The 14,298-nt window shown below is 65.9% G+C and carries 14 protein-coding genes; 11 read left to right on the top strand and 3 right to left on the bottom strand.

What is annotated here, in order from left to right:
* Window positions 1-29: 29 nt before the first annotated feature.
* Window positions 30-872, bottom strand: coding sequence for an amidohydrolase (locus tag GSQ89_RS10330; protein ID WP_158924721.1), 843 nt, complete (start codon window positions 870-872; stop codon window positions 30-32).
* 144 nt (window positions 873-1,016) lie between these two features.
* On the opposite strand from GSQ89_RS10330, the gene GSQ89_RS38445 reads away from it, so the two are divergent.
* The gene (locus tag GSQ89_RS38445; RefSeq protein WP_216856104.1) at window positions 1,017-1,496 is read left to right on the top strand and encodes a DUF2332 family protein; all 480 of its coding nucleotides are present in this window, start codon (window positions 1,017-1,019) and stop codon (window positions 1,494-1,496) included.
* On the top strand, window positions 1,472-2,020 hold the full coding sequence (locus tag GSQ89_RS38440; RefSeq protein WP_216856103.1) for a DUF2332 family protein: 549 nt from the start codon (window positions 1,472-1,474) through the stop codon (window positions 2,018-2,020). Before GSQ89_RS38445 ends, GSQ89_RS38440 begins: the two co-directional genes overlap by 25 nt.
* A 33-nt stretch (window positions 2,021-2,053) precedes the next feature.
* Here GSQ89_RS38440 and panC read toward each other — a convergent pair whose 3' ends face one another.
* Window positions 2,054-2,890: a pantoate--beta-alanine ligase gene (panC, locus tag GSQ89_RS10320; protein WP_158924719.1), complete on the bottom strand. Its 837-nt coding sequence runs from the start codon at window positions 2,888-2,890 to the stop codon at window positions 2,054-2,056.
* A 106-nt stretch (window positions 2,891-2,996) separates the two neighbouring features.
* Between panC and GSQ89_RS10315 the strand changes: the two genes are divergently transcribed.
* From GSQ89_RS10315 to GSQ89_RS10285, 7 genes are all read left to right on the top strand, one after another.
* A complete protein-coding gene (locus GSQ89_RS10315; RefSeq protein WP_158924717.1) occupies window positions 2,997-3,743 on the top strand; it encodes an SDR family NAD(P)-dependent oxidoreductase in 747 nt (248 codons plus the stop codon).
* Between the two features lie 288 nt (window positions 3,744-4,031).
* Window positions 4,032-5,090 (top strand): aspartate-semialdehyde dehydrogenase, encoded by a 1,059-nt coding sequence (locus GSQ89_RS10310; RefSeq protein ID WP_158924715.1) that lies wholly within the window; start codon window positions 4,032-4,034, stop codon window positions 5,088-5,090.
* 95 nt (window positions 5,091-5,185) lie between these two features.
* Entirely contained in the window at window positions 5,186-6,874 is a 1,689-nt protein-coding gene (gene cydD, locus GSQ89_RS10305) for a thiol reductant ABC exporter subunit CydD (protein ID WP_158924708.1), read from the top strand.
* Window positions 6,874-8,505, top strand: coding sequence for a thiol reductant ABC exporter subunit CydC (gene cydC / locus GSQ89_RS10300; RefSeq protein WP_158924706.1), 1,632 nt, complete (start codon window positions 6,874-6,876; stop codon window positions 8,503-8,505). The genes cydD and cydC overlap by 1 nt, the downstream gene beginning before the upstream one ends.
* 101 nt (window positions 8,506-8,606) lie before the next feature.
* Window positions 8,607-9,248, top strand: coding sequence for a hypothetical protein (locus GSQ89_RS10295; protein ID WP_158924704.1), 642 nt, complete (start codon window positions 8,607-8,609; stop codon window positions 9,246-9,248).
* 118 nt (window positions 9,249-9,366) lie between these two features.
* A complete protein-coding gene (locus GSQ89_RS10290; RefSeq protein WP_254073153.1) occupies window positions 9,367-10,623 on the top strand; it encodes a dicarboxylate/amino acid:cation symporter in 1,257 nt (418 codons plus the stop codon).
* A complete protein-coding gene (locus tag GSQ89_RS10285; protein WP_158924700.1) occupies window positions 10,620-11,552 on the top strand; it encodes an amino acid ABC transporter substrate-binding protein in 933 nt (310 codons plus the stop codon). Before GSQ89_RS10290 ends, GSQ89_RS10285 begins: the two co-directional genes overlap by 4 nt.
* Window positions 11,553-11,641: 89 nt before the next feature.
* On the opposite strand, the gene GSQ89_RS10280 is transcribed toward GSQ89_RS10285, so the two are convergent.
* Window positions 11,642-12,448 (bottom strand): CHAP domain-containing protein, encoded by an 807-nt coding sequence (locus GSQ89_RS10280; protein ID WP_254073152.1) that lies wholly within the window; start codon window positions 12,446-12,448, stop codon window positions 11,642-11,644.
* Window positions 12,449-12,833: 385 nt separating this feature from the next.
* On the opposite strand from GSQ89_RS10280, the gene kdsA reads away from it, so the two are divergent.
* Both kdsA and GSQ89_RS10270 read left to right on the top strand, forming a co-directional pair.
* Window positions 12,834-13,673 carry a 3-deoxy-8-phosphooctulonate synthase gene (kdsA, locus tag GSQ89_RS10275; RefSeq protein ID WP_158924689.1) on the top strand — a complete coding sequence of 280 codons (840 nt, stop codon included), beginning with the start codon at window positions 12,834-12,836 and terminating at the stop codon, window positions 13,671-13,673.
* Window positions 13,670-14,011 carry an MmcQ/YjbR family DNA-binding protein gene (locus tag GSQ89_RS10270; RefSeq protein WP_216856102.1) on the top strand — a complete coding sequence of 114 codons (342 nt, stop codon included), beginning with the start codon at window positions 13,670-13,672 and terminating at the stop codon, window positions 14,009-14,011. Before kdsA ends, GSQ89_RS10270 begins: the two co-directional genes overlap by 4 nt.
* Window positions 14,012-14,298: the final 287 nt, after the last annotated feature.

The raw sequence follows: 14,298 nt of genomic DNA, 5'->3' as shown, positions 1-14,298 counted from the left end.
CGACGGCGCGCCTCCATGCCAAGGGCGGGTCAGGGTTCCGTTGGATTGTCGAAACCGAAAAGCCGGCGCGGGGTTTCCCAGAACAGCTTTCGCCGGTCGGCGGGATCGGGGAACAGTTCGCCGGCCAGCGTCAGCAATGGTCCATAATCCACCCGCTCCGGAGCACGGAGGAACGGCCAATCCGACCCCCACAGGCACGCATCCAGCGTGAACGCATCCACCAGCGCGCGCACGAACGGCCAGGTGTCGGGGAACGGGTGCGGCTCGCTGGAGAATTTCATTTCGCCGGACAGCTTGATGGCAGCGCGCCCGCGGCGGCCAATGGCCAGCAGTGCCTGGAAAGCGGGCGCCTGAAGGCCGGCGGCGGGGGTGGGGCGGCCACAATGATCGATCAGCAGCCGGACGGGGAACTGTTCCAGAAGTGGCAGCACTGCGAGGATCTGCTCCTCGAACACCTGGATTTGCAGGAACATATCGAGCCGGACTAGCTTGGCCAGCAGCGCCTCGGTTTCCAGGTAATAGGCCACGCCGTGAAATGTCGGGTTGAAGGCGATGCCGACAATGCCTTGTGTTTTCAGGCGGATGAGGTCGGTCTCGGCGACGTCGTGCGGTACCACGGCGACGCCCTTGAACCGCCCCCGGCTGGCGGCGATCGCGGCGAGAAGGCAACTGTTATCCGAACCGTACCCGGAATTCGGCTGCACCAGCAGCGCGTTACGCACGCCGTAAGCGTGGAACACCTGGTCCATCTGCCCAGCCGTCGCGATCTCTTGCCCCGCCGGCTGATAGGGATTGTCGGCGCCGTAGGGGAAGCGCGCCGGGTCGAGCAGATGGCAGTGGCAGTCGATCTTGGGTTCGTCGAAAACGGACATCTTGTGGCTCACGGACCATGTTGCTCCGGACGTGAAGCGCGTCCGGCCGGTCGTTTGGGGTGCAGTACCGGCAGGATTACGCCGCGTGGGCGGGGGTCGTATAGTGGCGGATCGGCGTGGTTGCAGGGAGGGGACCCATCGGGCATGGACGCGAAGCAGGCCGCTGAAATCTCCTCGCGATACATACGCTTCGCCGATGACGAAGTGCATCTCCGGTCGCCGCTGTACGAGATGCTGGCGCGCGGTGTCGCGGCCGACCCGGATGTCATGGGCTTTCTGTTGACCCTGCCATCGGAAAAGCGGCAACCGAACCTCTTGCTGGCCGCGATGCGCCATCTGTTCGGTACGCCGCCAGGTTGGACCACGTTCCGTGAGACAATCCTGGCGCATCCCGATGCCATCCGTTCGGTGATGCTGACCCATGCGACGCAGACCAACGAACCGGCTCGGTGCGCGACGTTGTTGCCGGTTCTGGCGACATTGCCGCAACCGCTTGCATTGATCGAGGTCGGCGCATCGGCGGGGTTATGCCTGCTGCCTGATCTGTATGGCTACGATTACGGGCGCACATCGATCCGCCCGAAGGTGCCGGCACCGGAATGTCCGGTATCCCCTGTTCCGTAAACGAAATAACGCCGATCCCGGCCGCCATGCCGCAAATCGTCTGGCGAGCCGGATTGGATCTCAATCCGCTCGACGTGTCGGACCCATCGCAGGCGGCGTGGCTGGAAAATCTCGTGTGGCCGGAGCAGACCGAACGGCTGCACCGTCTGCGGGCCGCGATGAAAGTTGCCGTTGCAACGAAACCGCGGGTGGCGAAGGGCAGTCTGCTCGGAGACGAACTCGCGACCCTGTGCGGTGAAGCCCCGAAAGACGCCACACTGGTGGTCTTCCACACCGCTGTCCTGGCCTATGTCGCCAGCCGCGCCGACAGGCAGGCTTTCGCGGTTCGGGTCATGTCGCTTTGCCAATTCTGGATCGCGAATGAAACGCCGCTGGTCTTTCCGGACATCGCGCGCCGTACGGATACCACCGGCAGGCCCGGCGATTTCCTGCTGTCGGTGAATGGGTCGCCGGTTGCCTGGACCGATCCGCATGGCGGCTCGATCGAATGGATTGGGCAGGGGTCTCCCCAGGCCGGTGAGTGATGATGCTTCGCCGGATCGATCGCGGCCGGCGGATCACCCGATCCCGATATTGTCCAGCAGCCGCACCGGCCCCAGCTTCGCCACCGCGATCAGTCGCGCGCCCGAAACGGCTTGCGCGACCGGCAGCAAGGTCGCGCCCTCCACCAAAGCGAAATAATCGACGCCGAATCCTTGGCTTTGCAAGGCAACACGCGCATCGGCCAGTGCCTGGCCGGCGGGTTCGCCGCTGGTGAGCCGCAGCGCCGTGGCACGCAACGTTCCGATCAGCACCGGGGCCTTTTCTCGTTCCTCCTTGGACAGGAACCGGTTCCGCGACGACATCGCGAGGCCGTCCGCCTCCCGCACCGTCGGGACACCGACGATCTCCAGCGGCAGCAAAAGGTCGGCGACCATCCGTTTCACCACTTGCAGTTGCTGCCAGTCTTTTTCCCCGAAATAGGCGCGATCCGGACGCACCTGGCCGAACAGCTTGGCGCATACCGTCGCCACGCCGCGGAAATGTCCGGGCCTGGCATCGCCTTCCCAGCCCTTGGCTGGTCCCTCGACGGTGATCGTCGTTGCTTCCACGGCTGGGTACATCGTCTCGACGTCGGGCAGCCAGGCCAGGGCGCAGCCTTCGGCCTGCAGCGCCGCCAGGTCGCCGGCTTCGTCGCGCGGGTAGCGCGACAGGTCCTCATTCGGACCGAATTGCAGCGGGTTGACGAAGATCGAGGCGACCGTTGCCGCCCCGGATGCGACGCCAGCGCGCACCAAGGTCCGGTGGCCCTCATGCAAAGCCCCCATTGTCGGCACCAGGGCCAGGGAGTTTGCGGTCAGGCGCAGATGGGCACAGGCCGAACGAAGGTCGGGAAGGGTGCGGGCGATCAGCATGCGGCGGACCTTGGTTCAGACCGACCGCCGTGGCAATGTCTCGCGGCGAATACCCGCCCCGACAAACGTATTGCCGAGGCGGGTTGCCGGACAGGGGGCGGGCATCATGAAACTGCGGAACCAGATCGCGCTGATAACCGGAGGCTCGCGCGGCATCGGCCGGGCCACCGCGCTGCTGTTCGCACGGGAAGGGGCGGACATCGCGTTCTGCCACCTGGACGATGGTGCCAAGGCGGAGGAAACCGCCGCGGACATACGAGCACTCGGCCGGCGCGTCATGCACCAATCGGTCGATGTCGCCGATATCGCTGCGACCGGGGCGTTCGCCGAGAACGTCGCCACGACGTTCGGCCCGATCGACATCCTGTTCAACAACGCCGGCATGAACATCCGCAAGCCGTTCGAGACCTACACCGAGGCCGAATTCGACCGCATCATCAGCGTCCACCTGAAGGGCATGTTCTTCATGGCCCAGGCGGTCTACCCGGCCATGATCGCCCGGGGCCGGGGCTGCATCATCAACGTCGCCTCCCAACGCGGCCTGAAGGGCGCCGTCAACTCGGCCCCCTATTCGGCGGCGAAGGCCGCCATCATCGGCCTGACCCGAGCCTTGTCGTGGGAAGCGGCTCCGAAAGGCGTTCGCGTCAACGCTATCGCGCCCGGCCCGATCGACACCGATCTGACGGCGACGATGGAACCGGATGATCGCCAGGCATTCATCGATGCGCTGCCGGCGGGCCGGTTCGGCCGGCCGGAGGAAATCGCCGCCACCGCCCTGCTGCTCGCCGGCCCGGACGGTGGCTTCTACGTTGGGGCCACGCTGTCACCCAACGGCGGGGATGTGATGCACTGAGGCCCCCCGTCATGGTGGGCGAAGGCCCACCATCCACGCCTTGGATCGCGCTGCACCCTAGGGCCTCTGCGCCAGACTTGACGCCGCTCCGTTCGAACGCGTAAGCAACCGCCCATGTCCACGACGACGACCATTAAACGCATTACCAAAACGACCGCCCAGGCGGGGCGTCCTTTGGTGTGCGTGCAGTGATCGTCACGGCATAAAACACCCAAAGGCCCGCCGGCAACGGACGGGCCTCGGTTTCAGTCTGGCCCGTCTCCCCCGGCTCAACGGAAGAGAGACACCATGCTGACCACCCTCGAAGAACCCACCGAAGCACATCAAGCCCAGGCCGGTGCGCCCGTCGTCGCCATCGTCGGTGCCACCGGCGCCGTCGGCATCGAACTGCTCCGCTGCCTCGAAGCCCGAGGCTTCCCCCTGCGCGGCCTGAAACTGCTGGCCTCGGAACGATCCGCCGGCCGGATGCTGCCGTTCAAGGGCCAGGACATCCGCGTCGAGACCCTCACCGAAACGAGTTTCGACGGCGTCGACATCGCCCTGTTCTCCGCCGGCAGCGGTATCTCCAAGCGCTATGCAGCGACAGCGGTCCGGGCCGGCGCAGTGGTGGTCGACAACTCCTCCGCCTTCCGTATGGACCCCGACGTCCCGCTGGTGGTGCCGGAAGTGAACGCCGCCACCCTGCGCCACCATCACGGCATCATCGCCAACCCCAACTGCGTCGCCGCCATCGCCACCGTCGCCCTGGCCCCGCTGCACCAGGCGCATCCACTCCGCCGGATCAGCATGGCAACCTACCAGGCCGCCTCCGGTGCCGGTGCGGCGGCGATGGAGGAACTGCGCCAGTCCACCGCCGCTTTCCTGGCCGGCCAGACCTACGAACCCAAAGTCCTGCCACACCCCTACGCGTTCAACCTGTTCAGCCACAACGCCGATGTCGATCCAGACAGCGGCTACAACGGTGAAGAACTCAAGGTCGTGGCGGAGACAAGGCGCATTCTGGACGCGGACCAATTGCCGATCGGCGTCACCTGCATCCGCGTCCCGGTCCTGCGCGCCCACGCGATGGCACTCACCGTCGAATTCGACGAAATCGTTTCGCCGGCCGAAGCTCGAGCCATCCTCGCCGCCGCGCCAAGCCTGCGCGTAGTGGACGACCGCACCACCAACCACTTCCCGATGCCGTCCGAGGCGTCCGGTCAAGACGACGTGCTGGTCGGCCGCATCCGCACCGACAGCGGCGATCCATCCGGCCGCTCGCTAGCCCTGTTCGTGGCAGGCGACCAACTGCTGAAAGGCGCCGCCCTCAACGCCGTTCAGATCGCGGAGATGCTGTTGCGGCGCTGACCTCGACCGGTGGCGGCGATCTTGACGAAGTTTAACAGCCGTTTTGGCTTTCCCGTACTGTCCATCGCCGCCCCGTTCGTCTAATCCACCCCTCCATGGCACAGGCAGATCCCACCAAGGCCGCTGCACGATCCTGGTTGCGGCGAGAACAACGCGCGGGCAGCCGAACCGCCCGACCGGTGCTGATGCTGCACGTGGCGGGATCGATCCTGGCGATCGGCCAGGCCTTCGCCGCCGCCTCGGTGCTGACTTCGGCCTTCGCCGGATCAGCGCTCGATGCCAGCGCGCTGGCGGCATTCGGGGTGCTGGCGGTGCTGCGCGCCTGCCTGTCCTACCTGACCGAAAAGACCGCCTTCGCGGCTGGCGCGGCGGCTCGGCGACGGTTGCGCAGCGACGCGCTGTCCCGACTGCTGCATGCCGGCCCAGCCCTGCTGCGCGGCCGCCATTCCGGCGACCTGGCCACCATCGTGGTGGACAAGATCGAGGCACTGGACGGCCTGTTCTCCCGCTACGTGCCGGCAACGACCTTCGCCATGGTCGGCCCCAGCGTCGTTCTGCTGGCGGTGCTGTATGCCGACCCATGGGCGGCGCTGCTTCTGCTGGGCTGTGGCCTGCTGGTGCCCCTGGGCATGGCGGTCGCCGGCATCGGCGCCGCCGCAGCCTCACGCAATCAGTTCCTGGCGATGGCGCGTTTGCAGGCCCGCTTCCTCGATCGCATGCGCGGCATCGCCACCATCGTGCTGTACGGCAGGGCAGAGGACGAGGCCCAATCCCTGTCGGCCGCCGCATCCGAACTCCGAGTCCGCACCATGCGGGTTTTACGTGTAGCCTTCCTGTCGTCGGTCGTGCTCGACCTGGCCGCCGCGCTGGCCCTGGTGGTGCTGGCGATCCACTATTTCGGCCTGCTGCGGCACGGCGACATAGCGAACGTCCTGTGGCCGGCCCTGGCCGTGCTGCTGCTGACTCCGGAATTCTTCGCCCCGCTGCGAACTTTCTCCGCCGCCTACCAGGACCGGCTGCACGCCACCGGCGCGGCGGAATCGCTGATCGACCTGCCGCCGCTGCCCGAACCCGTTCCGGCGCGCGAAATCCGCACCGTCGCCGCACAAGGCGTGACCGTCGCCTTCGACAATGTGCGCCTGACCTGGGACGCCTCCCGCGGACCAGCACTGGACGGGCTGTCGTTCCGGGTCTCCGCCGGGGAAACCCTGGTGCTGGCCGGCCCGTCCGGCGCCGGAAAATCCTCGGTGATCGAGATCCTCCTCGGCTTCGTCCGCCCCGACAGCGGCCGCGTCACCATCAACGGCGCCGACATCACCGACCTCGTGCCGCAAGCGCTGTCCCGCCTGACCGCCTGGATCGGCCAGCGGCCCGTCCTCTTCTCCGGCACCATCCGCGACAACATCGTGTTCGCCCGCCCGGAGGCCTCCGACGACGAAATCACCGCCGCCGCCACCGCCGCTCGGCTTGACCAGTTCACCGCCGGGCTGCCGGCCGGCCTGAACACCCGGATCGGCGAGGGCGGCTACGGCCTGTCCGGCGGCCAGGCGCAGCGCGTCGCCATCGCCCGAGCCTACCTGAAGAACGCCCCGGTACTGCTGCTCGACGAACCCACCGCGCACCTCGACCCGGCAACGGAGCAGGAGGTACTCGACAGCCTCCGACGACTGGCATTGGGGCGGACAGTGATCCTGGCCAGCCACTCCTCCGCCGCGCACGGTTTCGGCGGCCGGCGACTGGACCTGCGCGACGGCAAGGCCGTATCGGCACGAGGCGCGGCATGATGAGCGGACCATTGCTGCGGATCATGGGCCTGTGGGGCCGCCAGACCGGATGGCTGCTGGCCGGCCTGGTCGTCTCCCTGGCATCGCTCGCCGCCGGGGTCGCGCTGATGGCGGTCTCCGGCCTGACCATCGGGGCCGCACTGGTCGGCGGCGGCCTGGTGATCCCGGCGGTGCTGCGCGGCCTTGGTTCCGCCCGCGTCGTCCTGCGCTACACCGAACGGCTGGTCACCCATGGCGCGATGTTCCGAGCCCTGGCCGACACACGCGTGTGGTTCTTCCGCCGCCTGGCGCGCACATCGGCCGGCGGCCTGGGATTCCGGCACGCCGGCGATGCGCTGTCCCGCCTTGTCGGGGACATCGAGGCCCTGGACGGCCTGTATCTGCGCATCCTGCTCCCGCTGGCCTCGGCGGTTTTGCTGTTACCGACGCTGCTGCTGCTGATCGGGCATCGCGCCCCCGGTGTGGCAATCGAGGTCGGCACCCTCTTTGCCGCCGCCGCCTTCATCCTGCCCTGCCTCGCCGCTCGGGCGTCCAGCCGAACCGGCGCCGGACTGGCGGCCGAGGCAGGCGCGCTCCGCATCGCCGCCCTCGACGCGCTGACCGGGTTGCGGGAGGTGCGCGCATTCGCCGCCGAGGGCCGCATGCTGGCCGCGGTGCAGGCGAAGGAGGCAGCGCTGCTGTCGGCGCAGCAGGCGATGGCCGGGCGGACCGCCCTGGCCGGCGCGGCATCGTTCCTGTGCGCGCAGATCGCCGTGCTGACGGTGCTGATCGGCGCCAGGGTCAACCCGGCCATGGCGATCGCAGCGGCATTCCTGGTGCTGGCGGCATTCGAGGCCGTGGGCGGCCTGACCCGCGCCGGTGCCCTGGCCGGCCACGCCTCAGCCGCCGCCCGCCGGGTGCTGGAAGCCGCGGATGCCCCCGTGCCGGTGCCCGACCCGGCCGATCCCGCCGCCATGCCCGTCGGCACCACGCTGCGCTTCGAGGCTGTCGAGTTCCGCTGGCAACCCGACCGCCCGCCAGTCTTCGACAGCCTGACGCTGGAGGTCCCGCAAGGCGCCCGCGTGGCACTGCTTGGCCCATCAGGGGCCGGAAAATCAACCCTGGCGGCACTAGCGCTGAAAGTGGTGGCACCGCGCTCCGGCCAGGTCCGGCTGGGCGGCGTCGATATCGCTACCCTGCCGGCAGCACTGGTGCGCGCGCGTATCGGCTGGCTGGGGCAGGCGACCCACCTGTTCGACGACTCCATCCGAGCCAACCTGCTGCTGGCACGCCCCGACGCGGATGATGCCGCACTATGGGCTGCCCTGGACGCGGCCCGGATCGGCGATATGGTGCGCGCCCTGCCGGATCGCCTGGAAACCTGGGTGGGTGAGGGCGGAACCCGCTTTTCCGGCGGCCAAGGCCGGCGCCTGGCACTGGCCCGAGCGCTGCTGTCGCCGGCCCCCGTGCTGATCCTGGACGAACCCTGCGCCGGCCTGGACTCGGAGACCGAACGAGCCTTCCTGGAGACGCTGAACGAGACTGCGTCCGGCCGGTCGGTCATTCTGATCACCCACCGCCTGACCGGCGTGGAGCGGCTGGACCGAATTTTCCGGCTGTCCAACGGCAAGGCCGTCGCCGCAGCCGGGTAACCTCGGACAGGTCCCACCACTCGCCATGCCGATGCAGATCGGCATCCACGCCTTTCAACAACAAAACAAAGAACGGCGCGCCCTAGCTCGCGATAATGGTTATGCAGCCGCGCCGAAAGAACAACGGCATAGTCGATTCGTATAATTCCAGTATTCGGTCTATCGATAAACGACCTGACCTGGAGGTAACAATGCTACCCCCCAAGATCGCAGCCATTTTTACCACTATTGCGTTGCTCGGTATTTCGATCCACGGCCTGCCGGCCTTTGCGGCCGATACCCCACGCCCACCGGACCCATGCGACAAGGAATTGTCCGTCAGTGACGTCGACGGTATCCTTACCGGAAAGGCGACGATCAACCATTATTCGATGTCGGAGGGCCAGCAGGGGGAAGGCTGCGAACTCGGCGTCGCTGGAAACGGTGTAGCGTTCGTCGATATATCGATACGACGCGGTGACATGCAGTCCTTCAAGAACCTGCTGCTTCTTGTTCCCCCATCACGTAAATCCCTGGCCGGGATTGGTGACGAGGCCTACGGCACCCCGACTACGGATTCCAACGTGCCGGACGCCAAGGAGACGGACCTGTATGCGCGGAAGGGCAATCTGCAATGCCTCGTCGAACTGCATCGGTCCAATGGCAGTGGGGAAAAGCTGGTCATCCCGGTGGGCGATGACACGATTGCCGCCAAACTGGGCGGTCTATGCAACAAGTTGTTTGCTGCCCGAGCCGGACTTTGATCGCAAACGTTGCTGGACCCTGAGGTGCGTTAACTTCTTGTAATGCGGCGATGCGTCATAGCATGATCGCACCGACGCTTGAGCAACAGGGGGCGCGGTCGCAATGAAGTCCAGCCGTATGACAACCTATATCCTTATCGCGATGATCCTGGGAATCGCCGCCGGTGGCCTGATCCACGACCAGGTTGCCGCGCCAGCCACACAGAAGATGCTCGCCGGCTACATCTCCATCGGCAGCACCGTTTTCCTTCGGCTGATCAAGATGATCATCGCGCCGCTGGTGTTCTCCACGCTGGTGGTCGGTATCGGCCATATGTCGGACGCCGGCGCCGTCGGCCGGGTCGGTGGCAAGGCCATGCTGTGGTTTGTCAGTGCCTCCCTGGTGTCGCTGACCCTGGGCCTGATCCTGGTCAACCTGTTCGAGCCAGGCGTCGGCATCCACAAGGTGCTCAGCGGCGTCAGTTCCGGCGTCGATGCGCACGCCATGACGCTGGATGGGTTCGTCAAGCATGTGTTTCCGGACTCGGCGATCCGCCCGATGGTGGACAACGAGATCCTGCAGATCGTGGTGTTCTCGATCTTCTTCGGCATCGCCTGCGCGTCGATGGGGGCACGCGCCAAGCTGGTGCTGGAGGCCATCGAGGGCCTGTCGCATATCATCCTGCGGGTCACCGGCTACGTGATGAAACTGGCCCCGCTGGCGGTGTTCTGCGCCATGACCGCGACCATCGCCACCAACGGCCTGGGCATCCTGGTGAACTACGCTAAATTCATGGGTGAGTTCTACTTTGGCCTCGTCTGCCTGTGGCTGCTGTTGATCCTGGTCGGCTTCGTGATCCTGGGTCCCAGTGTGAGGCGCCTGGTCATGCTGGTGCGGGAGCCGTTTCTGCTGGCGTTTTCGACCGCCAGCTCCGAGGCGGCGTATCCGAAGATGCTGGAGCAACTGGCGAAATTCCCTATCGCCCGCAACATCTCCAGCTTCGTGCTGCCGCTGGGGTATTCGTTCAACCTGGACGGCACGATGATGTACTGCACCTTCGCGTCGGTGTTCATCGCCCAGGCGTATGACATTCCGCTGACCCTCGGCACCCAGATCGCCATGCTGCTGACGCTGATGCTGACCAGCAAGGGGGTCGCCGGGGTGCCGCGCGCGTCGCTGGTGGTGATCGCGGCGACGCTCAGCCAGTTCAGCCTGCCCGAGGAAGGGCTGCTGCTGATCCTCGGCATCGACACCTTCCTCGATATGGGCCGTTCGGCGACCAACGTGATCGGCAACTCCCTGGCCACCGCCGTGGTCGCCAAATGGGAAGGGCTGCTGGTCGCCGACGACGACACAACCGAAATGATCGAGGAAATGGAGGTGGAGCCGGCATGAGGCTTCTTCTTGCCTTCGTTCTGCTGGCGGTTGGAGTTTGTTACGGTGCCCGAGCGGAAGAGGGTGCCGTGCTGTCCGGCACGCTGCGGACCATCAACGATCGCGGTACCATCCTGATCGGCTATCGCGACAGCGCGCCGCCGTTTTCCTTCCTGAACCCCGGCCGCCAACCGGTCGGCTTTTCCCTGGATCTGTGCCACGGCATCGCGGAGGATGTGGCCCGCACGCTGAATCGCGACCTGCTGGAATCGGACGCCCCGGCGTGGCAGACCGGTGTGCGCATCGTCTATGTGCCGGTGGCGGCTGACGAACGCCTGCCAAAGATCGTATCGGGTGCGATCGACCTGGAGTGTGGGTCCACGACCGCCAACGCCGAACGGGCAAAGACCGTGGCGTTCTCGCCGGTGTTCTTCCTGGCGGGCACCAAGCTGCTGGTGCCGCTGGCGGACGGGCGGCCGGCGGTCTCCTCCTACCGTGGACTGTCTGGTCGTACGATTGTCGTTGGGACCGGCACAACCAATGCGATTGCGTTACACCGGCTGGCCACGACGGTCTCGCCGCCGATCACGGTGACCGAGGTGCCCAATCTGAACACCGCCTACGACATGCTGGCGGCGGGCAACGCCGATGCATTCGCCTCCGACGACATCCTGCTGTCCGGCTTCGTCGCCACGCGACCGGATGGCAAACGCTTCGGCATCACCGGCGATTATCTGTCCTACGAACCGTACGCCATCGGTTTCCGGCGGGATGACGCTGCGTTCGCCGACCTGATCCGCGACAGCTTTGTCCGCATGGCGGGCGAGGGGACATTGAACCGGCTGTATGCACGTTGGCTGGTGGATCGGTTGCCGAACGGCGAAACACTCAATGTACCGATGAGTCCGGCCTTGGCTGAGATGTACCGCCTGGTGGGCCAGCCGGATTAGGTCCTGGCTATTCCAGCAGCCTGATGTGGACCGGTGTTGGTTCGAAGCTCGACGACGCCTGCGCCCGCGATGCCGGGAAGCAAGTGGTCTTATTTTCCGGCGTGGAATTCCGCCGAGGGCACGGTCAGGTCGATGCGGCGGGCCGAGGTGGCCGGGGCCTCGGCGACTTCTTCCACCGTGTGCCAGGACCGCTCCGCCGCCGGGCGCAGATCGGCCGGTGCTCGGTTAATTGCCGCCACCAGTGGGGCGGGACGGCTGATCTCGGCGTCGACCCGGCCGCTGTCGGGGCGGTCGTAGATGAAGCCGTAGGTCGGGTAGATCGACCCGAATTCCCCGCCGCGGCCCAGTTCGACCCGCACGGCAGACCAGTCGTTGGCCTCGGAGACGTCGACCACCGCGACATCGCGGGAAATGCCTCCGCGGCCGCCGGCGCCCGGCCAATTCGCGTGATCCACCATGATTTCACGCGGGTTCACCACGCGTGAGACGACGGCGACATGGCCCAGGCGCATGCGGCCATTCGCCCGGAAATTGAGCACGCTGCCGGCTTCGGGCTGGTCGCCGCGGGCATAGCGGCCCTCGGCATTGTCCCACCACTGCCAGGCATTGCCGGGCACCTCGATGCCGGAAATCTCACGAGCGTACGGCACGCAGGAAATGCCATGATAGCGCATCGCGAACCGGCGGCCGGCCAGGTGCATGGCGTAGGAGTACCGGCCATGCGACACGAACGCCACGCGGCTGCTGAGCGGATGCGCGTAGCGGGGCGCGATCGAATGATGGGACGCAACCGCGTGATGGGATTCGATCGCATGCGCTTTGGCGGGATGACTATGGTGGGCGGCTTCGGCCTGGGCGACGAACACGGTGCAACTGAGCAGGAGCGACGAGCTCAAAAGCCAAGCTTTGGTTCCTGTTCCGACTGACCGCATAGACTCGCCTCCCGCAAACGCTAGACAAGACGTGCGGTAACAGCAGGGTTGCAAAGGTGACAACCCTTTCGCGGCAAGATTTCTAGGTTGACGCACCATTTCGCCGTTCTGGGGCTGTGGATAACTATCGATATGAGGTATTTATCCCTAATAACGAAAATGTGACCCGAACGTATTAATTGAAATGTTACAGGTGTGACTTTCTTGCATCAGGCCGATGTCACACCTTCGGGCTGCTCGAGGGTCAAATCCGTCTCATACGATGATACTGCCGAGGGCGCTTATCAGTTGTGACCGCGCGCGAAGAAAGAACTATAGAGGCTCGGGTTTTTTGGAGGGGTTTGGAGCCATGGAATCGGACACGGCGCGAGTCGTAACGGTTGGCGGGATCGAGATCAGCAATTTGTGTCCGTTCGTTCTGATCGCCGGCCCTTGTCAAATCGAGTCGAGATCCCACGCGCTGGAGGTAGCGCATGCGTTGCGGGCGATCGCCGACCGCACCGGCGTGAAGATCATCTACAAATCCAGTTATGACAAGGCCAACCGCACCAGTGCGACCGCCGAGCGGGGTATCGGCATGGCGGCGGGACTGGCGATCCTGGCCGAGGTGCGGGAGGCGACCGGGTTGCCGGTGCTGACCGATGTTCACACCGCGGCCGACTGTGCGCCGGCGGCGGAGGCCGTGGACGTGTTGCAGATCCCAGCCTTTCTGTGCCGCCAGACCGACCTGCTGCTGGCCGCCGGGGAGACCGGGCGCGTGATCAACGTGAAGAAGGGCCAGTTCCTGGCGCCCTGGGATATGGTGAACGTCGCCGCCAAGATCGCCGGCACCGGCAACCAGAACATCCTGCTGTGTGAGCGGGGGGCCAGCTTCGGCTACAACACCCTGGTCAGCGACATGCGCAGCCTGCCGATCATGGCGCGTACCGGGTATCCGGTGGTGTTTGACGCGACGCACTCGGTGCAGCAGCCGGGCGGGCAGGGGACGTCGTCGGGTGGGCAGCGCGAGTTCGCTCCGGTGTTGGCGCGGGCGGCGCTGGCGGTGGGCGTGGCGGCGGTGTTCATCGAGACCCATCCCGACCCGGATGTCGCGCCGAGCGATGGGCCGAACATGATCCCCCTGCGGGAGATGGAGGCGTTGGTGACGCGGCTGGCGGCATTCGACCGGCTGGCGAAGCAGGCGGCGTGACACAGGCGATCGCTCGGTTGCGTGAGGTTTGTTTGGGGTTGCCCGAAGCGGTGGAGAAGGAGACGTGGGAACAGCCGACGTTCCGGGTCCGCGACAAGATCTTTGCCATGGTGCATGCGGTGGATGGGCGGCTGAGCGTGTGGTGCAAGGCGCCGCCAGGGGCGCAGGCGATCCTGGTGACGGCGGCGCCGGAGCGGTTCTTTCGGCCGCCCTATGTCGGGCACAAGGGGTGGATCGGGTTCTGGCTGGATGGGGTGGCTGATTGGGATGAGGTGGCCGATCTGGTTGGGCGTAGTTATCGGATGACGGCGCCTAGGCGGTTGGTGGGATCGGTCTAAGGGTCCGTTGATAAATAAGTGCTTCGACGTTGGCACTGCCGCCCAATCCCGTCATGGCGGGCGAAGGCCCGCCATCCATGCCTTTCCCGAGACCCGCACAGCAAGGTGTGGATGGCGGGCCTTCGCCCCCTATGACGATGAGAGACCGGCGGCTCTCGCCAAACGATTCGGTTATTTCGCCGCGAACCCTAAGTGTCTGTCCGGGATCAAAGCGAGTCATTGGAATCGGTTAAGGTGAGGGGTTGACCGGCTCGGATCGAATGTGAGTCCCTGCTAGGCCTCACTTG

This window comes from Acidisphaera sp. S103 (assembly GCF_009765975.1).
GTDB lineage: Bacteria > Pseudomonadota > Alphaproteobacteria > Acetobacterales > Acetobacteraceae > Rhodopila.
Note: the sequence above shows the minus strand (reverse complement) of the source record. Positions and strands in the feature narration are given on the sequence as shown.